This is a genomic window from Desulforamulus hydrothermalis Lam5 = DSM 18033 (genome assembly GCF_000315365.1).
GTDB classification, from domain to species: domain Bacteria; phylum Bacillota; class Desulfotomaculia; order Desulfotomaculales; family Desulfotomaculaceae; genus Desulfotomaculum; species Desulfotomaculum hydrothermale.
The window spans coordinates 44,432-70,904 of the sequence record NZ_CAOS01000008.1 but is presented as its reverse complement, the minus strand read 5'-3'; the positions used below and the strand labels follow the sequence as shown (position 1 = coordinate 70,904).

The 26,473-nt window shown below is 46.2% G+C and carries 28 protein-coding genes, 1 tRNA gene, 1 pseudogene and 1 riboswitch; of the genes and pseudogenes, 13 read left to right on the top strand and 17 right to left on the bottom strand.

The annotated features are described in order from the left end of the window. The first annotated feature begins 3 nt into the window (after positions 1-3). The 5 genes from DESHY_RS05575 to DESHY_RS05555 all read left to right on the top strand — a co-directional run bounded on the left by DESHY_RS05575 (position 4) and on the right by DESHY_RS05555 (position 3,063). Positions 4-972: a hypothetical protein gene (locus DESHY_RS05575; RefSeq protein WP_008411081.1), complete on the top strand. Its 969-nt coding sequence runs from the start codon at positions 4-6 to the stop codon at positions 970-972. Positions 973-989: 17 nt separating this feature from the next. Continuing rightward, positions 990-1,736, top strand: a complete 747-nt coding sequence (gene rph / locus DESHY_RS05570; RefSeq protein ID WP_008411079.1) for a ribonuclease PH — start codon at positions 990-992, stop codon at positions 1,734-1,736. Between the two features lie 3 nt (positions 1,737-1,739). Continuing rightward, a complete protein-coding gene (locus DESHY_RS05565; protein ID WP_008411078.1) occupies positions 1,740-2,345 on the top strand; it encodes an XTP/dITP diphosphatase in 606 nt (201 codons plus the stop codon). A gap of 2 nt (positions 2,346-2,347) precedes the next feature. Continuing rightward, the gene (locus DESHY_RS05560) at positions 2,348-2,836 is read left to right on the top strand and encodes a metallophosphoesterase family protein (RefSeq protein ID WP_008411077.1); all 489 of its coding nucleotides are present in this window, start codon (positions 2,348-2,350) and stop codon (positions 2,834-2,836) included. A 153-nt stretch (positions 2,837-2,989) separates the two neighbouring features. Then, positions 2,990-3,063: transfer RNA gene (locus DESHY_RS05555), tRNA-Gly, on the top strand. A gap of 62 nt (positions 3,064-3,125) precedes the next feature. Here DESHY_RS05555 and DESHY_RS05550 read toward each other — a convergent pair. The 5 genes from DESHY_RS05550 to DESHY_RS05530 all read right to left on the bottom strand — a co-directional run bounded on the left by DESHY_RS05550 (position 3,126) and on the right by DESHY_RS05530 (position 7,531). Beyond that, on the bottom strand, positions 3,126-3,752 hold the full coding sequence (locus tag DESHY_RS05550) for a PilZ domain-containing protein (protein WP_008411076.1): 627 nt from the start codon (positions 3,750-3,752) through the stop codon (positions 3,126-3,128). 42 nt (positions 3,753-3,794) lie between these two features. Continuing rightward, a complete protein-coding gene (locus DESHY_RS05545) occupies positions 3,795-4,424 on the bottom strand; it encodes a PilZ domain-containing protein (protein ID WP_008411075.1) in 630 nt (209 codons plus the stop codon). 173 nt (positions 4,425-4,597) lie between these two features. Further along, positions 4,598-5,803 carry a DUF438 domain-containing protein gene (locus DESHY_RS05540; protein WP_235695522.1) on the bottom strand — a complete coding sequence of 402 codons (1,206 nt, stop codon included), beginning with the start codon at positions 5,801-5,803 and terminating at the stop codon, positions 4,598-4,600. 96 nt (positions 5,804-5,899) lie between these two features. Continuing rightward, positions 5,900-6,898, bottom strand: a complete 999-nt coding sequence (locus tag DESHY_RS05535) for an inorganic phosphate transporter (RefSeq protein WP_008411073.1) — start codon at positions 6,896-6,898, stop codon at positions 5,900-5,902. 18 nt (positions 6,899-6,916) lie between these two features. Further along, entirely contained in the window at positions 6,917-7,531 is a 615-nt protein-coding gene (locus DESHY_RS05530; protein ID WP_008411072.1) for a DUF47 domain-containing protein, read from the bottom strand. A 308-nt stretch (positions 7,532-7,839) separates the two neighbouring features. On the opposite strand from DESHY_RS05530, the gene sigK reads away from it, so the two are divergent. Then, positions 7,840-8,538 carry an RNA polymerase sporulation sigma factor SigK gene (gene sigK, locus DESHY_RS05525; protein WP_008411071.1) on the top strand — a complete coding sequence of 233 codons (699 nt, stop codon included), beginning with the start codon at positions 7,840-7,842 and terminating at the stop codon, positions 8,536-8,538. 160 nt (positions 8,539-8,698) lie between these two features. Here sigK and DESHY_RS05520 read toward each other — a convergent pair whose 3' ends face one another. From DESHY_RS05520 to DESHY_RS05510, 3 genes are read right to left on the bottom strand one after another with little or no spacing between them, the layout of a single operon-like run. Further along, positions 8,699-9,529: a MetQ/NlpA family ABC transporter substrate-binding protein gene (locus DESHY_RS05520; RefSeq protein WP_008411070.1), complete on the bottom strand. Its 831-nt coding sequence runs from the start codon at positions 9,527-9,529 to the stop codon at positions 8,699-8,701. A 14-nt stretch (positions 9,530-9,543) separates the two neighbouring features. Then, entirely contained in the window at positions 9,544-10,218 is a 675-nt protein-coding gene (locus tag DESHY_RS05515; RefSeq protein WP_008411069.1) for a methionine ABC transporter permease, read from the bottom strand. Beyond that, positions 10,208-11,233: a methionine ABC transporter ATP-binding protein gene (locus DESHY_RS05510; RefSeq protein WP_048817941.1), complete on the bottom strand. Its 1,026-nt coding sequence runs from the start codon at positions 11,231-11,233 to the stop codon at positions 10,208-10,210. The genes DESHY_RS05515 and DESHY_RS05510 overlap by 11 nt, the downstream gene beginning before the upstream one ends. 72 nt (positions 11,234-11,305) lie before the next feature. After that, positions 11,306-11,418, bottom strand: a riboswitch (SAM riboswitch). 159 nt (positions 11,419-11,577) lie between these two features. Between DESHY_RS05510 and DESHY_RS05505 the strand changes: the two genes are divergently transcribed. After that, the gene (locus DESHY_RS05505; protein ID WP_008411066.1) at positions 11,578-12,684 is read left to right on the top strand and encodes an iron-containing alcohol dehydrogenase family protein; all 1,107 of its coding nucleotides are present in this window, start codon (positions 11,578-11,580) and stop codon (positions 12,682-12,684) included. 26 nt (positions 12,685-12,710) lie between these two features. Here the strand turns inward: DESHY_RS05505 and DESHY_RS05500 are convergent, their stop codons facing one another. The 4 genes from DESHY_RS05500 to pdxR all read right to left on the bottom strand — a co-directional run bounded on the left by DESHY_RS05500 (position 12,711) and on the right by pdxR (position 17,749). After that, the gene (locus DESHY_RS05500) at positions 12,711-14,669 is read right to left on the bottom strand and encodes an OPT family oligopeptide transporter (RefSeq protein ID WP_008411064.1); all 1,959 of its coding nucleotides are present in this window, start codon (positions 14,667-14,669) and stop codon (positions 12,711-12,713) included. 21 nt (positions 14,670-14,690) lie between these two features. Beyond that, the gene (locus DESHY_RS05495) at positions 14,691-15,647 is read right to left on the bottom strand and encodes an aminopeptidase (RefSeq protein WP_008411062.1); all 957 of its coding nucleotides are present in this window, start codon (positions 15,645-15,647) and stop codon (positions 14,691-14,693) included. Between the two features lie 122 nt (positions 15,648-15,769). After that, positions 15,770-16,198 (bottom strand): rhodanese-like domain-containing protein, encoded by a 429-nt coding sequence (locus DESHY_RS05490; protein WP_008411060.1) that lies wholly within the window; start codon positions 16,196-16,198, stop codon positions 15,770-15,772. 42 nt (positions 16,199-16,240) lie between these two features. Beyond that, positions 16,241-17,749 (bottom strand): MocR-like pyridoxine biosynthesis transcription factor PdxR, encoded by a 1,509-nt coding sequence (gene pdxR / locus DESHY_RS05485; protein ID WP_008411058.1) that lies wholly within the window; start codon positions 17,747-17,749, stop codon positions 16,241-16,243. 118 nt (positions 17,750-17,867) lie between these two features. Here pdxR and DESHY_RS05480 point away from each other — a divergent pair, with 118 nt between their 5' ends. Next, positions 17,868-18,581, top strand: a complete 714-nt coding sequence (locus DESHY_RS05480) for an AzlC family ABC transporter permease (RefSeq protein ID WP_008411057.1) — start codon at positions 17,868-17,870, stop codon at positions 18,579-18,581. A 1-nt stretch (position 18,582) separates the two neighbouring features. Further along, positions 18,583-18,903: an AzlD domain-containing protein gene (locus DESHY_RS05475; protein ID WP_008411055.1), complete on the top strand. Its 321-nt coding sequence runs from the start codon at positions 18,583-18,585 to the stop codon at positions 18,901-18,903. 66 nt (positions 18,904-18,969) lie between these two features. On the opposite strand, the gene DESHY_RS05470 is transcribed toward DESHY_RS05475, so the two are convergent. From DESHY_RS05470 to DESHY_RS05450, 5 genes and pseudogenes are all read right to left on the bottom strand, one after another. Next, positions 18,970-19,395: an EamA family transporter gene (locus DESHY_RS05470; protein ID WP_048817916.1), complete on the bottom strand. Its 426-nt coding sequence runs from the start codon at positions 19,393-19,395 to the stop codon at positions 18,970-18,972. Positions 19,396-19,622: 227 nt separating this feature from the next. Further along, positions 19,623-21,302, bottom strand: a complete 1,680-nt coding sequence (locus DESHY_RS05465) for a methyl-accepting chemotaxis protein (protein ID WP_008411051.1) — start codon at positions 21,300-21,302, stop codon at positions 19,623-19,625. Positions 21,303-21,334: 32 nt separating this feature from the next. Next, positions 21,335-21,568, bottom strand: coding sequence for a hypothetical protein (locus DESHY_RS05460; RefSeq protein ID WP_008411049.1), 234 nt, complete (start codon positions 21,566-21,568; stop codon positions 21,335-21,337). A 187-nt stretch (positions 21,569-21,755) separates the two neighbouring features. Continuing rightward, a complete protein-coding gene (istB, locus tag DESHY_RS05455; RefSeq protein ID WP_008409491.1) occupies positions 21,756-22,523 on the bottom strand; it encodes an IS21-like element helper ATPase IstB in 768 nt (255 codons plus the stop codon). A gap of 195 nt (positions 22,524-22,718) precedes the next feature. Next, positions 22,719-23,126: pseudogene (locus DESHY_RS05450) on the bottom strand (Mu transposase domain-containing protein); the annotation flags it as partial. 78 nt (positions 23,127-23,204) lie between these two features. Between DESHY_RS05450 and DESHY_RS05445 the strand changes: the two are divergent. The 4 genes from DESHY_RS05445 (at position 23,205) to DESHY_RS14395 (ending at position 26,463) form a co-directional block, all read left to right on the top strand. Further along, positions 23,205-23,492: a transposase gene (locus DESHY_RS05445; protein ID WP_008411046.1), complete on the top strand. Its 288-nt coding sequence runs from the start codon at positions 23,205-23,207 to the stop codon at positions 23,490-23,492. 23 nt (positions 23,493-23,515) lie between these two features. Then, positions 23,516-24,391 carry an IS3 family transposase gene (locus DESHY_RS05440; protein ID WP_337999092.1) on the top strand — a complete coding sequence of 292 codons (876 nt, stop codon included), beginning with the start codon at positions 23,516-23,518 and terminating at the stop codon, positions 24,389-24,391. Between the two features lie 486 nt (positions 24,392-24,877). Beyond that, the gene (istA, locus tag DESHY_RS05435) at positions 24,878-26,032 is read left to right on the top strand and encodes an IS21 family transposase (RefSeq protein WP_008411043.1); all 1,155 of its coding nucleotides are present in this window, start codon (positions 24,878-24,880) and stop codon (positions 26,030-26,032) included. 215 nt (positions 26,033-26,247) lie between these two features. Continuing rightward, positions 26,248-26,463, top strand: coding sequence for a hypothetical protein (locus DESHY_RS14395; RefSeq protein ID WP_008409514.1), 216 nt, complete (start codon positions 26,248-26,250; stop codon positions 26,461-26,463). Positions 26,464-26,473: the final 10 nt, after the last annotated feature.

Genomic DNA, 26,473 nt, shown 5'->3' with positions numbered 1-26,473 from the left:
GCTGTGCCGGTTTCTATTATTCATGAATATTTGATGCACGCGGTTTACTTTGCTCCCAGGGGGCGCTATCGTTTGTTGGCCCTGGGGGGCAGCCTGGCCCACCGTTATCTCAGTCCGGAAGATCATTTAATTGGTTTTGTGGGAGATGCCGGGGCGGGCAAGTCGCTGTTAATCCGGGGCATGTTTCCCGGGCTGGAATTAACCAATGATGATGACGGCATTAATGTACGGCCTTTGCCGCTTTTGGACGATTATGAAAAAAAGCACTTCCGCAGCCGCACCTATCACCTGGATATGCGCTTTGAAATGGCTTTCAGCCAGCCCTGGACCATTGTGGAAGCGGTGCGGGAAGCCATTAAACATGACCGGCGGGTGATTGTGGAACACTTTGACCTGCTGTACCCTATGCTGAACATAAATGCTCAAATTTTAATCGGCATCGGCGAAGAAGTTATTGTTACCAGACCGAATATATTTGGTCCTAAACCCCAGGAAATTGCCGATATTGTGTTTGAATCTCTGATATACCGCAAAATGGCCCATACGGCAGAAGACATTACCAGCATGGTGCTGCAGTACGAAATGGGTTTTAAAAAGCCAAAGGTTCACAGCGATATAAAGCATGGCTTTGTGCTGGAGTTTGATGAAAAGCCCCGGATTGACCTGGATGCTTTGGAAAAAAGAGTACAGGAGATTATTAATAAGGATATTTGCATTTATTACCAGGATGAAACGCACATTAAAGTGGGCCAGGGTACCTTTCCCTGCACCGGTCCCCGGCTGCATGTGAAGAAAACCAGTGAAATTGCCAATTTCCGGTTGGTGAAAGAATTCATGTGGGATCCCATTGAGGAACTTTATGTACTGGTGGGTTTGGTGGGGCCGGTGGTGGAAGGAGCGGGTCCCGCCGATCCGCCGGATCAATTCCATTTAATTCGCCGGGCTCGCCGGCGTTCCAAAGAAATAACATAAGGAGGTAGCCCATTCTAATGCAGAGAGTTGATGGCAGAAAACCGGAGCAACTGCGCCCGGTGGTGATAACACCTGATTATAACAAGTACGCCGAAGGGTCTGTGCTGATTGAAGTAGGAGACACCCGGGTTATTTGTACCGCTACGGTGGAAGACAAAGTGCCTCCTTTTTTAAAAGGTTTGGGTAAAGGGTGGGTTACCGCCGAGTATGCCATGTTGCCGCGGGCTACCGGCGTCCGTACCGTTCGGGAGTCGGCCAAGGGCAAGCTGGGCGGCAGGACCATGGAAATTCAGCGGCTGATCGGACGTGCTCTCCGATCAGTGATGGATCTGGAAGCGCTGGGCGAGCGCACCATAACCCTGGACTGCGATGTTATCCAGGCGGACGGCGGCACCAGAACCGCTTCCATTACCGGTGCCTTTGTGGCCATGATTTTAGCCTTGAATAAACTGGTGGAACAAGGTATGCTAGAGAAAATACCGGTTAGCGACCTGATTGCCGCCACCAGCGTCGGCATTATCAACGGGGTGCCGGTTATTGACTTGTGCTATGCGGAAGATGCAGCGGCCGCCGTCGATATGAACGTGGTGATGACCGGCACCGGGCGTTTTGTGGAAATCCAGGGAACCGGCGAAGAAGCCACTTTTTCCCGGGATGAAATGAACCGCCTGCTGGATCTGGCTGCGGCGGGCATTCATGAGATAAATCAAGTGCAGCGGCAGGTACTGGGTGACAAATTAGCTGCCGCCATCGGGCAGGTGTAAAGGTTGAAACTGGTTTTAGCAACCAATAATAAGGGAAAAGTTAAAGAGTTGGCTGAAATGTTAAAGCACCTTCAAATGCAAGTAATATCCATCGGCGAATATCCGGGTTTTCCGGAAGTGGAGGAAGACGGAACCACGTTTATGGCCAATGCTGTAAAAAAAGCAGCGGCTGCGGCCGGTTTTACCGGGGAGATATGCCTGGCCGATGATTCAGGGCTGGAGGTGGATGCTTTGGGGGGCGCACCGGGCGTTTACTCAGCCCGCTTTGCCGGCGAGCCCAAGGACGATGCGGCCAACAACCGAAAACTTTTGCAGCTGCTGGCGGATGTGCCGGATGAGCAGCGTACCGGGCGGTTTCGCTGTGTGATTGCTGTTGCCGAACCGGGCGGTGCGGTGCACACGGCAGAGGGTGTTTGCGAAGGCGTTATCTTGCGTGAATTAAAAGGCGAGGGTGGTTTTGGTTACGACCCCTTGTTTTACCTGCCGGCTTATCAAAAAACCTTTGCGGAATTGAATTTAGAGCAAAAAAATGCCATTAGTCACCGGGGCCAGGCACTGCGCAAGGCAGTGGAAATACTGAACCGCCTGTACGTCAACCGGGAGGGTTAAGTTTGCGAATTTTAGTTGTATCAGATACCCACGGCAGGTTGGGGGCTGTCTACCATGTGCTGGAACAGCTGGGCGAAATAGATCTCATTTTGCATGCCGGTGACCACTACCGGGACTGTGACGAATTGGCCTATACCCTGGAAATTCCTGCCCGGGCGGTAATGGGAAATTGTGATTTTCCCGGCGACGGGCCCCAGGAGGAGCTGCTGGAGGTGGCCGGTCATAAAATATATATGACCCACGGCCACCGCCACGGGGTTAAGCGGGATGCTCACGCCGTCTGGGAACGAGCCAGGCAGTTGGGGGCCAGGGTGGCGGTTTACGGCCATACGCATATTGCCGACTGCCGGCTGGTGGAAGATATTCTGGTCATCAACCCGGGCAGCCCGGCACACCCCAGGGGCAAAGACCGGCCTTCAGTGGGGTTAATTGAAATCCGAGGCGATGAGATTCAGGCAGAAATAATCTATATTGATTATTTTTACCCGTAAATAGATACCATAGGTATTATTTTGGAAAATGCGCCAGGCCAGTGCATTTTCTTTTTTTGCAGGGCTGCCGGGTTAATTTTAGCTTATCCCTTGACAAATAAAACTGATTTGGTATAATAAAATCTGTTCCTAAACAAAATATTGTTTATGTATGCGGGTGTAGCTCAATGGTAGAGCACCGGCCTTCCAAGCCGGGTACGTGGGTTCGATTCCCATCACCCGCTCCATTTATTTTCAATAAAAAACATCCCGTCCCACTTTAATAGTGAACCGGGATGTTTTTTACTTATTAGGTGTGACCCTTTTGGGACTGCTCCACTTGGGCAGCCAAATCGGCCAGTTTTTGCTGCTGGGCGGCCGACAGGTTTGTGAACTGAAAGCCTGCATAGGGAGTGTAATCGGCAATTTTCCGCCAGGCCAGGCGGGCTAAAACAGAAAAACATTCATCCTTGACTTGAAAACTAACCTTAAAGTCCGCTTCACTGTTTTGCAGCATTTTTTCCAAGGAGGGTGTTACATAGACCATACAGCCCCCTTCGGAAAAATTAAGCATGGATGTTTGAGCGGTTTCACTGCCGTACGAGAACAAAACGTTGGTGGCATGATCAGCCCGTACAAACTGTCTGGCCTGCAGTTTTTGAAAACGATCCGGCATGGATAAGCCATAAAACTTGTGGTGATGGTTGCCGATTTTTACCACTCTGGTATTGGCGCTGTACAAGCCATAACGCATCGGCACACGGATTTCCAGGTGTTGTTTTTCCTGTAAAACCAGCACCTGACCGGCCTGTTTGGGCAGGCTAATCCAGAATAAATTATCCTCAATTGCGGTAATAACTGCTTTATATTCCAGGAAAGGCGGGACGGGCAGCAAAATTTCTTTTTTTACGGCTAATATTTCCAGGGGGTCAATCATGGTAACCAGCTCCTTGGTACAGAATCAACGACACAAAGGTTATTAGCGTTTACCGGTGTCTTTCCTGGAGTATTTTAGGGCCAGGGCCATCAGTATGTTTTCATCCTTGGGTTGTAAATCGTTAAACTTAAAACCGGCGTATAATATTTCATCTTTTTGCTTTACCCACACCAGGCTGGCCTTAAGAGAAAAAGCAATGGAATCAATGGCAAAGACAACGTGAAAATGTTTTTCTTTAGCCAGTAATTTTTCAAACTCCGGTGTAACAAAGACCTTGATGCCGCCTGCCGAAAAATCAAATATTTCAGTTGCCAGACTGGTGTTATGCGTGAGAGAAGTAAAAAGCGCGGTGCCGGAATATTTGCTGCGCACATAATCCCGCCGCTGCTGCCGCTCAAACCGTTCCGGTATCGCCAGGCCGTAGACTTTGCCGTGACTGTTGCCGATGCGTGCCACTTCTGTGGTGGCGCAGTAGTATCCTTCACTGAAGGAAAAGCCTATTTCCACCTCATCGTGTTGTTTCAGCACAATCACCTGGCCTTCTTGACGGGGCAGACTAATCCAAATCAAGTTACCTTCCACTTCGGTAATTTTGGTTTCTACCGCTTCCCGACCGGGAACTTTAAGCCAGATGTTTTTATTGCCGCGGCTGAATAAACTCCAAAATAGCATATTAGTCATCCCTTCAAAATTAAAAAGAAAGTTTATAAGGCTAGCTGCAATTTTATAATAGTTCAAAGCCAGTTAATTAAAATCCTTTGGTAAAAATTAACTTTGTTATTATTTTCGCCTTGATGATTAAAAACTTTAAATATCAAAATAAAATACCAGGATTTAAATCCTGGCTAATCTTCATATTGCAGCAATCGCCGTTCACCTTGCAGCGAGCGGATTTTGGTGACATCCTGGCTTACTTCCATAGTACCCAAGTATTGTCCCTTTTCATCTCTCAATGCAAAATAACGAATGTGAATAAATTTACCGCCTAGTTCAAGCCAAAACTCGGCCGTACTGTGCTTTCCGCTTTTAAAATCGGACAGGATTTTTTCTACTACATGCACACTGTCCGGCGGGTGGCAATTTTGTACTTTGCGACCGATAATTGACCTGGTGCGGATAAATATTCTCTCCTGCCCCTGGGAGAAATAACGCACAGTATCATCTTTATCGACAAAGGTTATATCAACAGGCAAGTTGGTAAGTATTGTGTTAATTTGTTTTAGGCTGAGAAAACCTGTATCCAGGGGTAAAGCGTTTTGATCGGTATCCGGCAAAGCAGTGACAGGTTCCCTGGCGGCCCGGGGTTGCCAGAAATCCCCATGGGGTCTGGAAAACACCACCCCAAATTCCTCATCCTGCTGTTTGATTTCAGCCCATTCTGGCTCCGTCAGATTTTGCATCATCATGGGGGTTAAAATATTTTCTTCTTTAAAAATCATTTCTAATACCTTTTGTTTTAAAATTTCATATGGGCCTGCGGCTTCCGCCAGATCCGCAGTGCTTAATTGTGCAACTTTAGCGTAAAATCCCTTAACCATATCTCTGATTTCATCATCCACTGACCACATAACCGACGGCGGGCCGGTAATATTATGCCGTTCTAAATAAGGAAACAAGATGTTTTCTTTTTTGGCATAGTGTTTATCCAGATTATCTTTAAAAAAATGCAGTCGTTCCTGAAAACCTGCAGCATTATTTTGAGCCAGCAAGCTGTCCAGTTGCGCCAGTACTTTTTTAATTTCTTCGTTTTCGTGTTTGATGGTATACATGGGATGGCCGGGTATCAGCTCCGGTTTTTCATTTTGTTCCAGGGCTTCCCGAAAAACTGCTGCATGGACATCGCAAAGTTTAGTAATTTCTTGGGGATTCATGCCCTCGCGGATGAGAGCTTGCTCCATGTTGGCAATCTCAGAGGCGTCGACGTCTTTAATTAATTTTTTAAATTCAGCTTTAACGTCCTCGGGATTTTTTCCTTCGTGCAGTCCTTTGATAATCTGCTTCAGCATTTCCTGCTTGGCTTCTTTGCTGCCCAGGTACTCACTCACAGGCATCCTCCTAACCGTTTTATTAATTTAAGTGATGCCCATTTTTTAAAAAAATATTTATTAAAAAATGCAGTCAAGCCTCCCTTGCGGGAGGCCTGACTGCTAGAGAAAGAGCATTTTTACAATTAGAAATGATATAGCCGCTAATACCATTGTTACGGGCAGTGTAATAACCCAGGCAGAAACCATGGTGATGGCGGTACCCCATTTAACGGCGGAAAACCTTTTGGCCGAACCCACGCCCATAATAGCAGAACTGATCACATGGGTGGTGGAAACCGGCAGCTTGATCAGGGTAGCGCCAATGATCACAAGGGCAGAGGTAAGGTCTGAGGCAAAACCGCTGGCCGGCTCAAATTTAATAATTTTTGAACCGACTGTTTTAATAATTCGCCAGCCACCGACAGATGTGCCCAGGGCCATGGCAACAGCAGCCGACACCTTCACCCAGGTTGCTACCTCCAGGGTGTCTTGAAAACCCCCTGCCACCAGGGCAAAGGTAATAATGCCCATGGTTTTTTGAGCATCGTTAGTACCGTGGCTAAAGGCTTGAAAGGAAGCTGTAAAAATTTGCAAAAAGCGAAACTTGGAGTTAATCCTATGGGGTGAAAAATTAGCAAAAATCAAGCGAATAATTGACATAATGATATAACCTACGGTAAAAGCCAGCAGGGGAGATAAGATTAGTCCTTCAATAATGGTCAGAAAGCCGTGATAGTTAACAGCACTGAAGCCTGCTGCAGCAATAACCGCTCCGGCCAGTGAACCGATTAAGGCATGGGAAGAACTGCTGGGGATACCGTAGTACCAGGTGAAAAGGTTCCAGGCAATGGCCGCCACCAGCGCCGCTGCCACCACATACACGCCATGCTCAATATTAGCCGGGTTGGCTACTTTGCCGCCCACCGTTTTGGCCACACCGGTAAAGGTCAGGGCTCCCAGCAGGTTCATAAAAGAAGCCAGGACTATCGCCGTGCGCGGTTTTAAGGCTTTGGTGGAAATGGAAGTGGCAATGGCATTGGCGGTGTCGTGAAAACCGTTAATAAAGTCAAAACTTAAGGCCAAAATAACAACAACAATAATAATAGCATGCTGTTCCATTAATCTGCCATCCTCTGATTATGAATTTCGCATTAAAATACTCTCTAAAATATTTGCCACATCTTCACAGGCATCAGTAACTTCCTCTAACATTTCATAAATTTGTTTGTATTTAACAAATTCAATGGCATCGCTGCAGGTTGCAACCAGCTCCCGCAGGCTGTTATTAAACAGGTGGTCGGCTTCATTTTCCAACTCATTAATCTTTACGGCATGCGCACGAATATCCAGGTATTTCTTGTTTATCAGTTTATCAATACTTTTTTGTACTTCCTGGCACTGTTCCAAAATAATTTCAGCATTTCGCTTGATAAAAATGTTCATGTCTTTAATGTCGTAAATGTCCATCCGGATAAGGGTTGCTTCAATGCCATCCAGGATGTCATCCATTTTGACAGCCAGGTTCATGATATCTTCCCGCTCCAGGGGAGTCACAAAGGTTTTGTTGAGTTCTTTAATAATGGTATGAGTATGCCTGTCTCCGTTTTTTTCATAATCCTGAATATTGGTTAAACCTTTTTTTTCGGGGCTGGGGTGATGAATTTCATCGCGAAATTCAACGGCTGCCCGGTTCAGATTTTCTGCAATTGCTTTAAAAGTTTCAAAGAAGACATCGCTCTTTTTAAAAAACATAAAGTCCCCCCCAAGGAGATAATTTATTTTTGTCCATCAAAGAGTATAACATATGAAGCTGATTATTGTTAAAAATAAGTTAGTAATTAAAGAAAAATTAACAAACAAGTGAAAAAAGTTGCATGGGGCCGGATTTATGCTCTGACAAACTAACATTATTACTAGATTACTAGGTTATTTTTTCCGATTCCCCGCAGTTTAATCTAATACCAAAACTTGCTGCAAGTTTTTTTAAATATACAAGCACTTTTTACAGAGGTTCGCCGTAGCATAGGGTAGAGCTATTTTTACCTGGGGAGGGATGTTCATTGTCGCCTGGCTTATTAACTTTGCTGGTGTTGTCGGTTATCAACGGTTTAATTATCCTGGTATCATATATCTCTTCGGGTAGTCTGCCGGATCCCCTCACGCCGGAAGAAGAAAAAGAGTTGCTGCTGAAAATGGCAAAAGGGGATAAACTGGCAAAAACAATATTAATTGAAAGAAACCTGCGTCTTGTGGCTAAGATTGCCAACAAGCTAAAGGATAACGGGGTGGATAAACAGGATTTGTTTCAGAGCGGAGTGATAGGGCTGATTAAGGCGGTAGAAAGCTTTGACATGTCCCGTTGCAAAAAATTTTCCACCTATGCCGGCGTTTGTATTCAAAATGAGATGCTTATGCTGTTGCGCAAACATAAGTATGAAAAAAACTGCATATCTATCTCCGAGCCTCTGGATTACGACAAAGACGGAACGGCGCTGGAACTGCAGGATACCCTGACGGCCCCGGACACACCGGTTGACGAGATGGTGGAAAAAAACATGGAAGTTGAAAAATTAGCCTGTGCACTGCAAAAACTATCGCCCAGGGAGCAATTGGTAATTAAACTGAGGTACGGACTTAACGGGGGCCATGAATTGACCCAGCGAGAAGTGGGCAAAAGGTTAGCCATTTCCAGGTCTTTTATTTCTCGCATAGAAAGCAGCTCCATCAACAAGTTGCATAAAGAGCTATCCAACCATTAAATAAGGCCCGCAAGGGCCTTTCAGAGTGTCGACGAACATTATCGGTGGTTTATGAACCCCTTTGGCGCCGGTCTGCGCACCGACAGGGGATCATAAAACCACCTCACTTTGTTTTACAACCTTTGTCTACAGTTTGAAAGGCCCGCATGGGGCCTTTATCTTAGAATACAGGCACGACAGCACCTTGATAAGTTTCCTCAATAAATTTCTTCACTTCGGGCGATTGTAAAGCCGCTGTCAACTTTTTAATTTCTTCGCGGTTTTCATCACCGCTGCGGACAGCCAGAATGTTGCCGTAAGTATCGGCAGCCTGGGACTTGGCATCTTCTGCTACCAGGGCATCGGCAGGGCTGAATTTAGCCTGGGTGGCAAAATTACCGTTAATAACAGCACCGGCCAGGTCTTCAATGGAACGGGGCAGCTGAGCGGCTTCCAGCTCAACCACTTCTACTTTCTTTTCCACAATGTCCCGGACAGTGGCGCTAATACCTACCCCTTCTTTTAACTTAAGCAGGCCGGCTTTTTCCAGCACTACCAGGGCACGGCCGCCGTTGGTGGGGTCATTGGGAATACCGATTTTATCACCGGTTTTAAACTCACTGACGGTTTTCACTTTTTTAGAGTATAAGCCCATGGGCTCAAAGTGAATTTTGGCGGTGTAGGTAAGGTTTAAACCCTTTTGCTTATTGAAATCTTCCAGGTAGGGCAGGTGTTGAAAGTAATTGGCGTCCAATTGTTTATCATGCAGGGCCAGGTTGGGTTGCACATAATCATTAAATTCCACAATCTCTAATTTAATGCCGTCTTTCTCCAACAGGGGTTGCACGACTTTTAGTATTTCCGCATGGGGTACCGGTGTGGCGCCAACTTTTATTACTTTGCCGGTTTGGTTTGCTTGCTGTTGGGCAGGTTCCTTTGATCCGCCGCAGCCGGTTAGCAGCAGTACCAGGCTGCTCAGACAGGCCACAATAAATACCAGTTTTTTCTTCATGTTCTTTTCCTCCTTTAATTTTTATTGAATTTATTGGCAAGTAAATTGCCCAAAGATTGAATAACCTGTACAAGAATTACTAAAACGATGACTGTGGTTACCATTACTACCGAATCAAATCGCATGTAACCGTACCTTACCGCCAGATCACCCAATCCGCCGCCGCCCACCACGCCGGCCATGGCTGAGTAGCCTATTACCGCAATAGTGGTGATGGTAGTGCCCAGGATAATGCCGGGCAAAGCCTCAGGCAGCAATACTTTCCATATAATTTGCCAGGTGGTGGCACCCATAGCCAGAGCAGCCTCAATAACCCCTTTGTTTATTTCTTTCAAGGAACTTTCCACCATTCTGGCCACAAAGGGGGCGGCTGCCACCGTTAAGGGGACAATGGCTGCCGTTGTACCGATGGTGGTACCCACCAGCAGCCTGGTAAAGGGAACCAGGGCCAGCAGCAGGATAATAAAGGGATATGAACGAAAAATATTGATAACCGTTCCCAGTATCCGGTTGACCACCAGGTTTTCTTTAATGTGGCCCTGGTCGGTGATTACCAGAATAATGCCCATGGGAATACCCAGCAGCGACGCAAAAATAACCGCCACCACCGTCATATACAGGGTTTCCCAGGTGGCCTTAATTAGCTCAGGCGAAATACCGGATAAGTGGACAAACAAATCATTCAACATTTTTTAACACCTCGATTCTTAAACCCTGCCGGCGCAAGTGTTGCAAAGCTAAGCGACAGTTATCCTGGGACCCCAGACATTCTATTATTAACATGCCAAAGGGGGTATCCTGGATTTGATTTATGTTGCCGTAGAGAATATTAATGTCTACAGCAAATTTTTTCACCAGTGTGGATATCACCGGTTCGGCAGCGGCATCCCCGATAAAAGATACCCGGATGATTTGTCCCCGCCCCCTTTGCAGCAGCGGTTTCTTAATATGTTCGGGAATATCGGTTTGAATAATGGTTTGCACAAAACGGCGGGTGGTCGGGTGTTGAGGCTGCGTAAAGACGTCAATAACCAGCCCTTCCTCAATAACTTTTCCCTGTTCCAGCACTGCCACCGAGTCACAAATTTCCGAGATCACTTTCATTTCGTGAGTAATCATTAAAATGGTGAGGTCCAGCCGGCGGTTAATGTCTTTTAACAGGGCCAGAATTGAATCTGTGGTGGCAGGGTCCAGGGCCGAAGTGGCTTCGTCACATAATAAAACGATGGGATCGTTGGCCAGTGCCCGGGCAATGCCCACCCTTTGTTTCTGCCCCCCGGAAAGCTGCGAGGGGTATGCGCCGGCCTTATCCGACAGGCCCACCAGACCCAACAGTTTGGTTACCTTTTCTTTGATCTGGGCTTTCGGCACACCGCTGATCTCCAAGGGAAAGGCCACATTCTCAAATACTGTCCGGGATGATAACAAATTAAAATGCTGAAATATCATACCGATTTTGCGGCGGGCTACCCTTAATTGAGTTTCGTTAAGAGAAGTTATTTCCTGACCGTTTACCTTGATACTGCCGGAGGTAGGTTGTTCCAGCATATTTACACAACGGATGAGGGTACTTTTACCCGCGCCGCTGTAGCCAATAATGCCGTAAATTTCCCCTTTGCGCACCCGCAGGTTAACGTGATCCAGGGCAGTAACCGCACCGGCAGCAGACCGATAAATTTTTGTCAAATCTTGAATTTGAATCACCGGCATCAACCTTCCTTGAAAAATTAAGGCCTCTTCTGACAGACCAGAAGAGGCCATAACATCTACGCCCTCTTCTTATCTTTCAGAAGAAAGAAAATCTTCTGCAGGAATTAGCACCTTTCTCGGATAACCAAGAAGGTTGCCGGGCTTCATAGGGCCAGTCCCTCAGCCGCTCTGGATAAGAAGGATATATTTATTGTTTAATTAAACAATGTAAATTCTAAGGCAGAAGTGTCAGTTTGTCAATCAAAATTTTAGACATTTTTATCATAAGCTCTTAATATTTACCACCATCAGAGATAAAATATGGTAAGAACAGCAACCAAATACGGGGAGGGTTTATGATGCAGTTTAATTTCCGTTGCCCCACCAGGATTTTTTTCGGGCAGCAGTGCATTGACAAATACAGCGGTGAGCTGGCACCCCTGGGGAAAAAAGCCTTAATTGTAACAGGCGGCAGCTCGTCACAAAGAAACGGTTCCCTGGCTGATATGCTGGCTGCTCTCAACCGGCAAGGCATCCAGGCGGAAGTTTTTCAAGAAGTTGAGCAAAACCCCGGTTTAGCTACGGTGTACCGGGGCGGGCAAAGGGCCCGGGAGATGGGGGCAGATTTTATTATCGGGATCGGTGGCGGCAGCCCCCTGGATGCCGCCAAGGCTGTGGCGGTGTTGGCGGTCAATCAGGTTAGCCGGCAGGAATTAATGGCCAGGCAGTGGACCAATGAGCCGCTCCCGGTGGTGGCGGTACCTACCACTGCCGGTACCGGCAGTGAAGTAACCCCTTATGCAATTCTTACGGTGGAATGGGCAGAAACCAAAATGTCCATTGCCGGTGAAAAATTATTTCCGGTGCTGGCTTTTTTGGATGCCCGCTATATGTTGAATTTACCTTGGGAGATTACGGTTAACACAGCGGTGGATGCTTTGTCTCACAGCGTGGAAGGTTTTATTAACCGGCGTGCCACGCCCCTTACCGACCTGCTGGCGTTGGAGAGTATTGCCATCCTGGGCAGGGTGTTAACCCGCTGCAAACCGGCTGATCTTTCGCTGGCAGAGCGGGAAGAACTGTTGTATGCTTCCCTGCTGGCCGGTTTGGTTATTGCCCAAACTGCTACCGGGGTGATCCATGCCCTGGGCTATCCGTTAACTTATTTTAAAGGTTTGCCCCACGGCTTAGCCAACGGTGTCATTATGAAAGCCTCTTTGGAGTTTATGGCCCAGGCAGCCCCGGAACGTGTGCAGCAGGTGGTTAAAGCCTTGGGATGCAGCAATTTATCGCAGGTGGGAGAGTTTTTAAATAAGATGTTGGCGCCGGTTGATTTCAGATTAACGGCAGAAGAGGCGGCTAAATTTGCCACCAAAACTTTGTCAGCCAAAAACCTGGCCAACTGCCCGGCGGCGCCGGCGGAACAGGATATTTATCAAATCTTGAAGGACAGCCGTTTGCTGTAATATATAAGCGGCCCGCTGCGGGCCGCTTAAACTTTAATATCCTTTCTTACGTCTTGCCGGTTGGTATACCAGTAAGTAAACCAGGCCACCAGCAGGAACATGATTAAAGCAAACCAGTTATTGGCAGCCAGAGCGGTTCCTTTTAAGAAAGCAATGTTGTATTCAATGTAGGCGAAAAAGGCGATGACAATGCCAACCAGGGCGTCCCCGGCAATCAGCCCGGAAGAAATAAGAACGCCACGCTCCACCTTGTCCTTCAGTTCATTGGCGCCCAGGCCTTTTTCAATTAGGATGCGCACTACGCCACCCACCAGAATGCCCATACTTAAATGGAGAGGCAGGTAAAATCCCAGGGCAAAGGGAAGTACCGGCAGGCCCATGGCATAAATGGCAATTCCCACAATCAACCCCATAATAACAAACTCCCAGGGTAGGGTACCTGTAATTACACCCTTTGTTACCATTGACATCAGGGTTGCCTGGGGGGCCGGCAGGTCGGCGGAACCCATGGTATAAGCGCCGTGCAACATTACAATAATGGCGCCGATAAAATAGGCACAGGCAAGCACTCCCACGTACTGGCCAATCTGTACAAACTTGGGGGTACCGCCTAAAATAAAGGTGGTTTTACCGTTCTGGGCGGTGGCACCGGCCACTGCAATGGCTACACATACAATAGAACCCAGGGTAATGGCCACCACCATACCGGTTTCCGGTGACCAGCCCAGACCTTTAACAATGGCGCTCACCACCAGCAGTGTGGCAATGGTCATGCCGGACACCGGGTTGTTAGAAACCCCCACAATACCGGTGATGCGGCTGGACACAGCGGCAAAGAAAAAGCCGAAGAAAAGAACCAGCAGGGCACCTATAATACCGCCCGGCACCTGAGGCAAGAAAACAATGAGCAGTGCCACCAGCAGCGTTCCGCCGATCACCACGGCCATGGAAAGATCCTGTTCGGTTCGCTTTTGGCCGGCTGCCCCCTTGGTTTGGGCAAGGCCGCTCATAGCTGCCCGAAAGGAACGAATAATGGTGGGAGCCGATCTGGCCAAAGAGATAAACCCGCCGGCAGCCACTGCGCCGGCGCCGATGTAACGCACATATTTGCTCCAGATGCTCCAGGCGTCCATTTCGGCAATGGGCACCGTACTGGGGAAAATAGGGTTAGCTAATCCCTGGCCGAAATAGCTGATCAGGGGAATCACCAGCATCCAGGCCACCAGACCGCCGGCCAGCATGAACTTGCCTACATCATAACCAACAATAAAGCCGACGCCTAACAATGAGGGGAGGGCATTGACACCAATCAGGCCATTGGAAAGAAAGGGCAATTTCCATTCCGGGCTTTCATTCCAGGCCAGGAAACCGCCGGAGAACAGCTTGTACAGGCCGCCCACGGCAATACCGGTAAACACCAAGCCGGCGCCGGCGCCGCCTTTTTCGCCGGAAACCAGTACCTCAGCACAGGCCATTCCTTCCGGATAAATCAGGCTGCCGTGTTCTTCCACTGTCAGATACCTTCGCAGAGGAACAAAGAACAGGATGCCGATGAGGCCGCCCAGCGCGGAAACAATAACGACAGTAAGCACACTGATGTCCATACCCCAGAGCAACAGGGCGGGAATGGTAAAAATGATGCCGCCGGCAATGCTTTCGCCGGAAGAGGCTACTGTTTGAACGATATTTCTTTCTAAAATATTGCCGCTCCGGAAAAATATCTTATATAGACCGGTAGCTAACACTGCGGCAGGAATGGAGGCACTGACGGTTAAACCCACTTTCAGCCCCAGATAAGTATTGGCCACACCAAAAAGAACCGACAGCAGGGCGCCGATGACCAGGGCCCGGGCCGTAAATTCCACCACCGATTTTTCAGGCGCTACAAAGGGGACGTAACGTTCACCGGGTATGCCGCCGTAAGCGCCTTCCAACATACTGCTATGTTCTACCACATCCTGATTTGCTTTGGTTGCATCAGCCATGGTATCACCACCTTAAAATGATCAGATTTGCATATTTCCTTCCTGCAAGATTATTTGCCCGTCAAGCATAAGAGTTGGCTTTAAGAGAATGCCGTCTAAATGAATGGGCACATCCACCGTTCCGCCAAAGCTGATGCTGTTGCCCAGGGCCACATGGACGGTACCCAGCACCTTTTCATCCTCCAGGACATTGCCGGTAATAATGGCCTTGTCGTTAGTACCAACCCCCAGTTCAGCAATATTGCCGGCTTCTTTACCCAGGGGCTTCAGCAGGTCTTCCAGTATTTTGGCACCCTGACCGCCTTGAATCCCTACGGCATAACCGTTTTGCACCGTAATGCGGATGATTTCCCCTTTAAGCATACCTACTCCGGCCATGGCCCCGTCAATTACCAGGGTACCGTTGGCTGTCCCTTCCAGGGGGGCAATATAGGCTTCTCCGGCGGGCAGGTTGCCAAACATGCCTTTACCCTGCAGCAAGCCGGTATCGGCATGAGCGGCCCGACCCCGCAGGGACATGGTTAAATCGGTGCCGGCCGGGGTGATGATCCGCGCTTGGTTGCTTTTGCTTAACAGCTCCGCCACCCGGCTGCTTAGTTCACTGATTTTTTGATAGTCAGCGGTCATGGTGCGGGCCAGAATTTCTCCTGTAATACCCGGCAGGGAGGGTACTCTGGCGCCGCTTTGATTAGCTTTCCGGCGGGTCCGGGTATGCGATATTGATTTACTGGTGGCTGCCACGACTATGTCGGCCTGTTTCATAGCTGCCGCCACAGCTGCCGGTGGTTCCTGGCCGTTAACAGACCTGGGCAGCATTTCCAGCCACACGGCTTCTGCCTCCAAAGAAACTGCTTGTTCCCACAGGGCCCGACCCACCGTTCGGGTGTCCCGGTCGGCCACCACCAGCACCTGTTCACCCTTTTTCACGCCAAGGCAGACCTCTAAGGCAACCCTTGCTCCATATTCTAAACTGCTCAATGGTTTATCCCTCCTTGGGGAATATTTTTTCTTACAAGATGCAAATTTATCCGGTGCCGAAAAAAATAAGGCGTGCGTGGCACTTCCCGACATGTCAGGAAGTGCCACGCACGCCTTTTGTTTTAATGCCAGCTAAGGATGCCCCCCGCCAGATTAAACACCCTTTGGAAGCCGTTCTTAACCATTATGTCTGCGGCCAGGGCACTTCTGCGACCGCTGCGGCAGTATAAAACCACGTCTTTGTCTTTGCTGATTTCCTGCAGCCGGTTTTCAAGCTGGCCAAGAGGGATATTAACAGCGCCCGGCAAGTAACCTTCTTGGAACTCGGACGGTTCGCGAACATCAATCAGAAGCATGTCCTTGCCGGAGTTAATCCACTGCTTTAGTTCTTGAGCTGAGATGTTGTGATAAGCAACCTTTTGTTTTCCTGCTGTTGCCCCGACTGTTGGAGCAGCCAAAGGTAATCTCAAGCTACCATGAAGCTGATTAAAGGAAAACAGCAAGAGGCTTACAATTGCTAGCCCGATCAGAGTAAAATTTCTTTTATTCATTTACAATACCTCCTTGTGCCTGGGCCGTAATATGCCGTAGTATTAAATAATCGGCCGCACTGAACAGGGCGGCGAAGCAGTTGATAAATGTTTTTTTCTTATTTGCGACAAAGTTTTGGCCAGGCGCTGTATTGCTTCAAGCAAAATGGCTTCATTATGAGCGGCAAAACAGAGGCGAAACTCTTTATCCTGGTTAGTAGGTACCGTTTGGAAGACTTCGCCAGGTACAAAGGAAATACGGTTATTTACCGCTTCCTGTAGAAGCTGTTGTGAGGTGCCTGCTTGTTTTAGCTTACACCAGAAGAAAAATCCGCCCTCGGGTACCGCAAACTCAATTTCGCCGGCGCACAAACGCTGCAGAGCTTTCGCCATGGCATCCCGGCGCCTTTTATATTCCCTGCGCACTGTGGCCAGGTGCTGGGCAAGCATACCTTCACTTAAAAACATGGTCACCAGCCATTGGGCCAGGTTGTTTGAATGCAGGTCAATAAACTGTTTTTCCAGGGCAAGCCGGTTGATTAAAACAGGCGGCCCTACAAGATAGCCTGTACGCAAACCGGGGCAGAGAATTTTTGAGAAAGTTCCCAGATAAATTAACCCTTCGTAGTGATCTAAAGCTTTCAGGGCCGGCGGGGGCTGTGTGTCATAGGATAACTCACTGTAGGGGTCGTCTTCCAGTATAATTAGCCGGTGCCGTTTGGCCAGTTTAATTAAATCCTGGCGTTCATGTGCCGGCAAAACCCGGCCGCTGGGGTTTTGATAAGTAGGTATGATATATAACAATTTAGGCCGATAGCGAATTAGATAGTCCTCCAACAGTTCTAAGTTTTGCCGGCAGGGCAGGCTTAAAATTCTTGCCCCGGCAGCCTGAAAAACCTGAATGGCACCGATAAAAGTGGGGGTTTCCGTCACAACGTAGTCGCCGGGGGCTAACAATATTTTACTGACTAAATATAATCCTTGTTGAGATCCGGAGAGAGCAAGTATATTTTCTGCTGAAGCCGCTATACCCTTCTCGTTTAACATGGCGGCAACGGACTTTCTAAAAGGATGATAGCCTTCTACGGGAATGTATCCGAAATCAGCCGGGGACACCCTGTCTATATGGTAATTAAATAATTCAGTAAAAGTTTCCAAAGGATAAAGGGCAGGATCAGGCAAGCCGGCGGCGAGGGATATAGTATTTGAGGCCGGTGTGGCAACCAGATCCCTTAATGTTGAAGCCAGGGGATCTTGCGGGTAGGGAGTAAACAGCTGGAGCCAGGGAACTTCGGGTTGGGATTCGACATGCCGCACCGGCGATACATAAGTCCCGCTGCCCACTTTTGTCCAGACCAATCCCTGTTGTTCCAATTGACGATAGGCATTGATGGCAGTGGTTCGGCTGACACCAAAGAGGTCGGCTAATTCCCGTTCAGATGGAAGCTTTATGCCCGGCGGCAGAGTTTGCTTTTGTATTTTGTCAGCAATAAGAAAGGCAATTTGCATATAGAGAGGACGTTTATCTGAGGTATCCAGTTCTGAGTTAATCAGATGTTTGGATATGTCCATTTGGCGTTTCTCCTTATTATGTATCCAATTTATCCAACATCTAATTTAATTGGATATTTACAATGTTTCTCCTGCCGGTTAAGATTTTAAAAATATATTTACGGTAGGTGGCATAATTATGCAGTTATCAAATTTGTTGTCAGGTAAGAGCGAAACAGCCTTAGAAGTATGGGAGGCAATCAGGGATTGTGCTCCGGTGGTGTTTGGAGCAGTGCCCTTTGGCATCACCTGCGGCATCATGGGGCTGACAGCCAAAATGTCAGCCGGCGAAATTATTCTTATGTCTGTCTTTGTTTTTGCCGGTGCGTCCCAGTTTATTGGTATTACTATGCTGGGCGCGGGTATTACAAGCTGGGGAATAGTTGTTTTCACTACTTTACTGGTAAACCTGCGTCACTTGATAATGGGCATGTCCTTAGCGCCCTATATGACCAGACTGCCGCTGTCTCTGCAAGCATTCCTGGCGTTTTTTTTAACTGATGAAACCTACGCCCTTACTGTCAGCCGGCTTCACAAGGCCGCATACAGCATGGTTTATCAATTAACCGTAAGCATATTGCTTTATTTAGCGTGGGTTTTATCTACTATCGGCGGAGTAGTCTTGGGCAGCTATATTTCCGATCCCTTGACCTGGGGGCTTGATTTTGCCATGCCGGCAACTTTTTTGGTATTGTTGGTACCGCTGTTGACAAGCCGCACCGGACTTATTGTGTGCGGGGTTGCTGCGGTGGTTTCGGTAATTGCTGCCCTGTATTTGCCCGGCAAGTGGTATATAATTATCGCCTGCCTGACGGCCAGTATCATCGGGGGGTTATTGGAGGAGGAAAACTAGGATGCGCAGCGAAATTTTTTACATCATTTTAGGAATGGCCCTGGTTACTTATTTTACCAGATTCGGTGCCCTGGCTATGTTCCGTTTTACCGGGGTGCCTGCCTGGTTAAGCAGGTGGTTTAAATATGTTCCGGTTGCTATTTTGACAGCATTAATTGCACCGTCATTACTTTTGCCCAGGGGATATTTGGATATTAGCTTTAACAATCATTATCTGGTTGCGGGTCTGGTTGCGGCTTTTGTTGCTTATAAGAGTCGTAATATTATTGCTACCTTAGGTTTGGGCATGTCAGTAATGTTTGTTCTAAAATTAATTAGCTGACTTTAAACAAGATTTTAATAATGCGGGGGCATTTGCTTGTTGGGAATAACTAACATGATGTAATTTCTATTTATTTATAAGGATAAGGCCAATGATACAGAAAACCGCCCCCAGTATTTTATTAAGCCCAAACCCTTCTTTGTAAAAGAATATTCCTATTGGTATCAGCATGAGGGCCAGGGCTATGTTAGCCACTAAAGACCCAACACTGATTTTCCAGCCTGCCCTGTACGCCAGCAAATACCCCAATTCCAGACCAACAATCGAAAAACCAAGCACTATACTGGTCCAATTTAAATCTGCAAATGACTGAAAAAAACTCTTATCGTTTTTGGAAAACAGAAATGCAATTAAGGTTAAAACTGCTGCGGTTAAATATGTAACAAGTAATGCTGAAAAAGGGTTAGCTTTTTCCGGTGTTGATTTCTGGCATATATTATATAGAACATTTGAGGCCACAATAAGTACAATGGAAAACACATAAATAAACAAACTTTTCACCACACGCTGGTTATATTTCGGATTAACTAATAAAAAAGATAACTTTTTTATTCTACCATTATTTACTTAACATTGACTATATGCTAATTCAGTTAAGCATTGAAATGTATGAAAAAATAGCGCTTGCAAAGTGCTGGCGGCTTAAGCTAAAATCTTAAAGCTTCCGGCAAAAAGGCCGGAAGCTTTTGATTTGAAGCAATACTAGATATGGTATGCCATTACTTTGCAAACCATTTAATCATATTATTTAAGTTGTCTGCCATTTTATTGATTTGCTCGGTAGCGGCTGATACTTCTTCCATGGCGGCAGTTTGTTCTTCTGCCGTGGCAGTTACGTTTTGTATTCCTGCGGCAACCTGTTCGGAAGCAGCAGCAATGCTTTGAATTTGTTCAACCAGAATTTTTATGGAATCAGTAATGCCGCTAAAGTTTTTACCAACTTGCTCAGCCACCGCAACCCCCTCTTTAACCTGGATATTGCCTTCGCTCATCGCCTGTACTGCCTTTTTTGATTCTGTTTGAACCCTTACAATTAAGTCATTTATATTTTTAGCGGCGGCGCCTGATTGTTCCGCCAGTTTTCTTACCTCTTCGGCTACAACTGCAAAACCACGCCCCTGTTCTCCGGCCCTTGCTGCTTCAATGGCTGCATTTAGGGCAAGTAAATTGGTTTGTTCGGCAATATTGGTTATTAATTCGACAATTTGATTAACCTGATTTAAAGTTTGTGAAAGTTCATTTACCACTTGGGATGCATGGTCATTGGAAGAAGCAATGTTTTGTATTTGACCGGTTATCTGCCGGACGCTATTGAATCCTTGATCAGCTTCCCTGGAAACTTTTTCTGACAAACCAGCGACTTTTTGTACATTACTTGCTACTTGTTCAATTGTAGCAGCTATCTCATTTACTGTAGCTGCCGTTTCTGAGGAGCCGGCTGAAGTTTGTTGGGCATGGGTTGCAAGAGTTTTAGTTGACGAAGCCAGTTCTCCGGTTGCATTTTGTATGCCCTCGATAACTTCTTTTAAATGTTTTTGCATTTTATTTAGCGAATCGATTAACATGCCGTTTTCATCAGTTTGGTTTATATTAATGGGGGTAATTGCCAGGTTTCCATTAGCAATTTCCTTAGCAAAGTTTGCCGAAGCAATAATTGGATGAGAAATCTTTTTCGACATTACTCTGGAGACAAAAAAAACTATCCCCAAGAATATTACTAAGATCAATAACAATGAATTGATCATTTTGGTGTACTTAGCTATCATTTCAGCTTTTTCTACTATAGCGATAAATTTCCAACCTGTTTCCGGAGATGTATAAATATTTATTAAAGACTCCTTGCCGTCAATTTTTGCCTCTAAGGTACCTGTTTTTTGTTGTAGTACGTCGTTTAACTGCTCAACTTTAAGCTCTTTAATATTTTTGCCGTTCCTTTCGGCCTTCCGAGGATCAGCAATAATGTTGCCATCACCGTCAGTCAAGATAATATAACCCGTTTCACCTATTTGAATGTCCTTAATCAAATCTGTTATGCTTTTTAAACTTACATCAAGCCCCTGAACCCCTATAACTTGACCTGAGCTATCTGTTATTTTGGTCACTGTACTGATGAGAAATATTTTATCTGCAGGGAAAAAATATGGTTTTGTTCTGGCCGGTTTACCGTTGCTTTCCATACCGGTTTTATAAAACAGTTTTTCCCTCGGATCAAAATGCGCCATAATTTTACCTTCCGGCCATTGAACATACCCACCCTGGGTGGTGGCCATGTAAACGTATTGAGCTTTAGGATGTGTTTGAGCAAAATTAGCATAGAAATTATATATTTTATTTTCTATACCCGAATTCGATGCAGGTGTCATTTGAATTAAGCCGTCTGCATCTCCATCTATTTCCACATAGGATGTTAGAGTATTATCAGCACTTTTTACTATATCGTTGGAAGAAAATCGTTGGAAGAAAGAAACTGACAGTTTTCTTCTATTCCTTGAAAAAAAAGATTAATGGCATTGTTAACCTGCTGTATTTGTTCCGTTGTGTTATCTATAAAGTCTTTTTGTACTGCTTTTTGCAAATACAAGGAAATTATAACCACGCTTATTACCGTAGGAATTAATGCGATAGACATTAATATAATAGTTAACTTGTTTTTAATGGTTAACATGTTTAATTTATCCCCCTTAAAAAATTATTAGCACGTAAGACTTCTTGTATTTTCGCCGATATTTCTATTTTCTGCATTTTTCTATAGTTTTCTTTAAAAGCCTGCCATAATAAGGCTGTCAACGCCGACTTTATTTTGACCCACCATCGCCGGTTTAGAATTGACCCACCCGGCGATTTTTTGTTGGTTAGGTGGTAGAGGGGGAGCCGTAGGCTCCAGTCCTCATCTTCTCACGAAGTCGGTAACTATTCCCCCTAATATTGACGATGTGGGAATGGTGTAAGAGCCGATCCAGGATAGCCGTAGCAAGTATCGGATCGCCCATCAGTTCCCCCCATTCACCGAAACTCTTGTTGCTGGTCAACAGAATACTCCCTCTCTCGTATCTTGCACTTACTACCTGGAAAAAGAGGTTAGCTGCCAAACTGTCAAACGGTAAGTAACCAATTTCGTCAATAATCAGGAGCTTTGGTCGAATATAGATGCGTAGGCGTTTATCCAGCCTGTTTTCCGTGTAAGCTTTTCGCAGATCTTCGATGAGTTGCGAGAGACTGACAAAGTAAACGGATATCCCTTGCGAGATGGCTTCTACAGCCAACGCCACCGCCAGATGACTTTTTCCTACTCCGGGAGGCCCTAAGAACAAGACATTCTCGTGTCGGGTTACAAAAGTCATCGTGGCCAGCTCTCGAATCAACCGTTCGTCAATGCTGGGTTGGAAAGCAAAATCGAACTCCTCCAGCGTTTTTCGGTAAGGCAAGTGTGCGAGTTTGGTGCGTACCTCCATATTCCGTTTTTGACGTTCCGCTATCTCTGCATCTAGAAGCATGTTGAGAAAGGACAGATAGGTGGGCTGTCCATGACTTGCCGCTTCCAAATGGGCATCCAAGAGTAGAGCCGCTTGCTGAAGCCCAAGTTCCTCGAGACGTAGCCGTGCTTGTTCCAGTTCAATCATGCTCCCACCCCCCGTCAGCTGCTCATAGACATCCAGCGAACGCACTTCCACTTGCTGCGATGAAATCTGTCGGGCTTGCGGACGTGGATAGGCATATCCTTGAGCAGTCGTAAGACCTGCATACTGGTTTTCACAAAAAACAGTTGCACGGGATCGATAGACCTTTTGGTGTCGAGCAATACATGTGCCGTCGGCCCAGATTTCCACCCACCCATTCACTTCTCGCACGGTACCCTCACGTCCACTGTACCTCCATGGAACCCCATATCGTACACCATCGTAGCTAACAAATCCGTCTCGGCTGACCTGTCTTGGTTCATGCAAGTATTTTTCCCATCGTTCAGCTGAAGGGATAGGCGACAGATTTTCCTCACGGAGTCGGTCGATGGGACGTTCGCCGGTTGTTCCATGAATACGGCGGTTAATCCGCTCGCACCAGTGTAGGGCTTGTTGATTGAGATCCTGTAAATCAACGAAGCGTTTGCCAGGAAGAAAGTTGTTTTTTACGTATTGAACGCCTCGTTCCACTTTTCCCTTTGTTTCGGGGCGTCGAACTTTGCATACTTTTGTGAACAAGCCCAATCGCTGCAGCAAAGTCGGCATGGCGTAGAGGCATTTTAGTTGAGTCAGAAAACTCGTAATTCTGGGAAAAATATCATAAAAAGGAAGAGGGTAATCCAGATGCGAGAGTATGACAAAGACTTTAAAGAAGAAGCCATCAAGTTATCCTGCGAAATAGGGCCGACAGCGGCCGCAGAGAAGCTGGGAATTCCAGTAACAACGCTATACACATGGCGAAACAACGCAAAACGGTATGGAGTGATTGCTTTTGTTGGCAGCGGGCATAAGCGTGTTGATCCTAAAACAGCTGAAATTCGGGCAATGGAAAAAAAGATCAAAGAACTTGAAGCTGCTAATGATATTTTGAAAAGAGCCTTGGGTTTTTTCGCAGGGAGCCAAAAGAAGTAGCTGCACGAGAACTTTTTCAGTGGATATGGCTGCACAAAACCAAAGAGAAAACCAAGCACAGCATAAAAACCATGTGCAGGGTATTAGGCGTCAGTGAAACCGGATATTACAAGTGGTTAAAAAGGCAGTCCAAGCCCAACAAATACGATGAGCTTTTGGCTAAGATCCGTCAAATTCGTGCAGCCAACCCAGACTATGGAGCGCACAGGATCTATCTCCATTTGAAACTTTATCAAGGCTATACCGGCAGTTATTATGTAATCCTTAAGCTCTGTAAAATTCACCATCTCATGCTGAAGAAGAAACACCACAGCAGAGGAATAACCAAAGCAGATCTTGCGGCACAAGCCAGTGAAAACCTGATTCAACAGGATTTTACCGCCTCATCGCCCAATCAAAAATGGCTTGGGGATATTACAGAAATCCCAACAGCTGATGGCAAGCTTTATGTAGCCGCAGTATTAGACTGTTTTGACGGAGCTATCGTAGGGTTTAAAATGGCTGATCATATGAGGGCAGAGCTTTGTGTAGATGCTTTCACTTCAGCAGTTAAGAAATACCAGGCTTTCGGTATGATCTTTCATAGTGATAGAGGAAGCCAGTATACCAGCCGGATTTACCGTGACGTCTTAGCGAGGTATGGAGCAGTTCAGAGCATGAGCAAAACCGGAAAATGCTATGACAATGCCAGAATGGAGTCCTTTTTTGCCACATTAAAAAAAGAAAGCACTAACAAATTCAAAACCGAAACCATGAGAATGGAGACTGTAAAAAGCATAGTGTTTAGATTTATAGAAATTTATTACAACCGAAAACGAATTTACACTACTAACGGAGGTTATCCGCCCTTGGTTAAGCGTTCACACTATTACCAGGAAAACCTGCCCCAGGCAGTGTAAAAGCGTATACGTTAATTATTCAGGGGCTCTGCCCCCGAACCCCCGGAGTTTACCGCTTGGTTCTCCCAGGGATAGATAAAGAAGATACCAGGGTAATCAAACGATTCCCTGGCTATCCCCAGCAGAACTCTACTGGCCGCTCGGGTTGCTCTCCAGCATTGCCCTATCCTGCCAGTAGATAAGAGCTGAATATAGTATTTCCAGAAGGAATCCACTTATTAACATTTTCTAAAATTACGAGTTTAGGGACTAAACCAAATTTGACAACTCCAGAAACCCGGTTTTTCCTATATCGAAAAACGTCAGGATAACCAAGTTATTAGCCTACCTATAAGGAATTGAAACTGGATAGGCTCAGCCGCAGACTCTGTAACCGCTAAAATATAATTAACAGATTCCGCTAAATAAAAATGAACAGTATTTACCACAATATACCTTTCCTGTATGATTGAACTGGCAATTCAATCATCATTGGGAGAGGGTATAATGAAAATTGCGGAAAGGTGGAGCATGTATTTAGAAATACACCGGCTTAAGGAGTTAGGATTAAATGTATCACAGATAGCCAGACATTTAGGCATTTCCAGAAATACCGTGTACAAGTACGAAAGGCTTGAGCCAGATGAATTAGAGAAGGCCATTAAAGAATTGAAGACCCGGCAGAAAAAGCTGGACTGTGTTGGTGGAGAAATTTTATCGTGGCTTAAGGAATATCCGGATTTTTCAGCAGCTCAGGTACTGGACTGGTTATTAGAAAGGCACCCGGAGGTAGATGTCTGTGAGAGTACCGTAAGAAATTATGTATCTAGATTAAGAAAGGAGCATGATATCCCGAAAACCATACATAAAAGGCAGTACGAAGCCGTCGAAGACCCGCCCATGGGTTATCAGATGCAGGTTGATTTTGGTGAGACCAAACTTAAAAATATCAAAGGGAATCTAATCAAACTTTGGTTCATTACCTTTGTGCTGTCCCATTCCCGGTATAAATACGTGGCGTGGCTTGACCGGCCCTTTACAACGGCAGATGTTATCCAGATTCATGAAAATGCTTTTGCATACTTTGGTGGTATGACAAAAGAGATTGTCTACGACCAAGATCATCTTATCCTGGTCAGCGAAAACTACGGAGACCTGATTATGACGCATGAATTTGCCGCTTATGCGAAAAAACGGGGTTTTCAAATCTACATGTGCCGTAAACAGGACCCAGAGAGCAAAGGACGGACAGAAAACGTAGTGGGATACGTAAAAAAGAACTTTGCTAAACATCGGATGTTTTTTAACCTGGACAAGCTAAACGAAGATTGCTTGGCCTGGCTAGAACGGACAGGTAACGGAAAGAAGCATAACACGACAAAGAAAATACCGGCGGAAGTGTTCGTACTCGAAAAACAACACCTTCGACCGGTTCTTGAAAAAATGGAAATAAGTTGTACCAATAGTATAACAAGACGAGTTCGAAAAGACAATACTGTTTGGTACAACGGCAATCGCTACTCGGTTCCGTTGGGAACATACGACGGCATGGATAAAGAAGTCTTGGTCGAAGTAGTTGATGATAATGTCCTGGTAATTTATGACCAAGCTACCGCCAGGAACTGGCCAGGCACAATATATGTCATGAAAAAGGCAAGCTGATTAAAAATAATAATCACAGCCGGGACCGTTCCAAGGGAATTGACAAGTATATTGACAGTGTAGCTAACCTTTTTAACGACCCTTCACAGGCCAGAGCATTTCTCGAAAAAATCCGGGAACAAAAACCACGATATATCCGGGATCAGTTGCAATTAATCCAGCAAAATATCACGGATTTAAGCACGCAGGTAATTGCAAAGGCGCTGGGATATTGTTTGAAACACAAGTTGTTTAGTGCAACAGATTTTGTTGACGCTGTAAAGCATTTTAAAGAACAGGATACTTTGGGAAAACCCGTATATAAAGATGTTTCACCAGAAATTAAGCCTTTAGACGAAACAGACCGAAGCAAACTGAAAACCAAACCTCAGGTGCGAGATATTAAAATTTATCAACAAATTATGAATGGAGGCCTGATATGCCAGGAGTAACCGCTGAATT

Excerpts from the sequence above, each read along its gene's own strand:
- rph (WP_008411079.1), top strand. The coding sequence starts at position 990 with ATGCAGAGAGTTGATGGCAGAAAACCGGAGCAACTGCGCCCGGTGGTG.
- DESHY_RS05550 (WP_008411076.1), bottom strand. The coding sequence starts at position 3,752 with ATGATTGACCCCCTGGAAATATTAGCCGTAAAAAAAGAAATTTTGCTG.
- DESHY_RS05545 (WP_008411075.1), bottom strand. The coding sequence starts at position 4,424 with ATGCTATTTTGGAGTTTATTCAGCCGCGGCAATAAAAACATCTGGCTT.
- DESHY_RS05540 (WP_235695522.1), bottom strand. The coding sequence starts at position 5,803 with ATGCCTGTGAGTGAGTACCTGGGCAGCAAAGAAGCCAAGCAGGAAATG.
- DESHY_RS05535 (WP_008411073.1), bottom strand. The coding sequence starts at position 6,898 with ATGGAACAGCATGCTATTATTATTGTTGTTGTTATTTTGGCCTTAAGT.
- DESHY_RS05530 (WP_008411072.1), bottom strand. The coding sequence starts at position 7,531 with ATGTTTTTTAAAAAGAGCGATGTCTTCTTTGAAACTTTTAAAGCAATT.
- DESHY_RS05520 (WP_008411070.1), bottom strand. The coding sequence starts at position 9,529 with ATGAAGAAAAAACTGGTATTTATTGTGGCCTGTCTGAGCAGCCTGGTA.
- DESHY_RS05515 (WP_008411069.1), bottom strand. The coding sequence starts at position 10,218 with ATGTTGAATGATTTGTTTGTCCACTTATCCGGTATTTCGCCTGAGCTA.
- DESHY_RS05505 (WP_008411066.1), top strand. The coding sequence starts at position 11,578 with ATGCAGTTTAATTTCCGTTGCCCCACCAGGATTTTTTTCGGGCAGCAG.
- DESHY_RS05500 (WP_008411064.1), bottom strand. The coding sequence starts at position 14,669 with ATGGCTGATGCAACCAAAGCAAATCAGGATGTGGTAGAACATAGCAGT.
- DESHY_RS05490 (WP_008411060.1), bottom strand. The coding sequence starts at position 16,198 with ATGAATAAAAGAAATTTTACTCTGATCGGGCTAGCAATTGTAAGCCTC.
- pdxR (WP_008411058.1), bottom strand. The coding sequence starts at position 17,749 with ATGGACATATCCAAACATCTGATTAACTCAGAACTGGATACCTCAGAT.
- DESHY_RS05480 (WP_008411057.1), top strand. The coding sequence starts at position 17,868 with ATGCAGTTATCAAATTTGTTGTCAGGTAAGAGCGAAACAGCCTTAGAA.
- DESHY_RS05475 (WP_008411055.1), top strand. The coding sequence starts at position 18,583 with ATGCGCAGCGAAATTTTTTACATCATTTTAGGAATGGCCCTGGTTACT.
- DESHY_RS05460 (WP_008411049.1), bottom strand. The coding sequence starts at position 21,568 with ATGTTAACCATTAAAAACAAGTTAACTATTATATTAATGTCTATCGCA.
- istB (WP_008409491.1), bottom strand. The coding sequence starts at position 22,523 with ATGATTGAACTGGAACAAGCACGGCTACGTCTCGAGGAACTTGGGCTT.
- DESHY_RS05445 (WP_008411046.1), top strand. The coding sequence starts at position 23,205 with ATGCGAGAGTATGACAAAGACTTTAAAGAAGAAGCCATCAAGTTATCC.
- istA (WP_008411043.1), top strand. The coding sequence starts at position 24,878 with ATGAAAATTGCGGAAAGGTGGAGCATGTATTTAGAAATACACCGGCTT.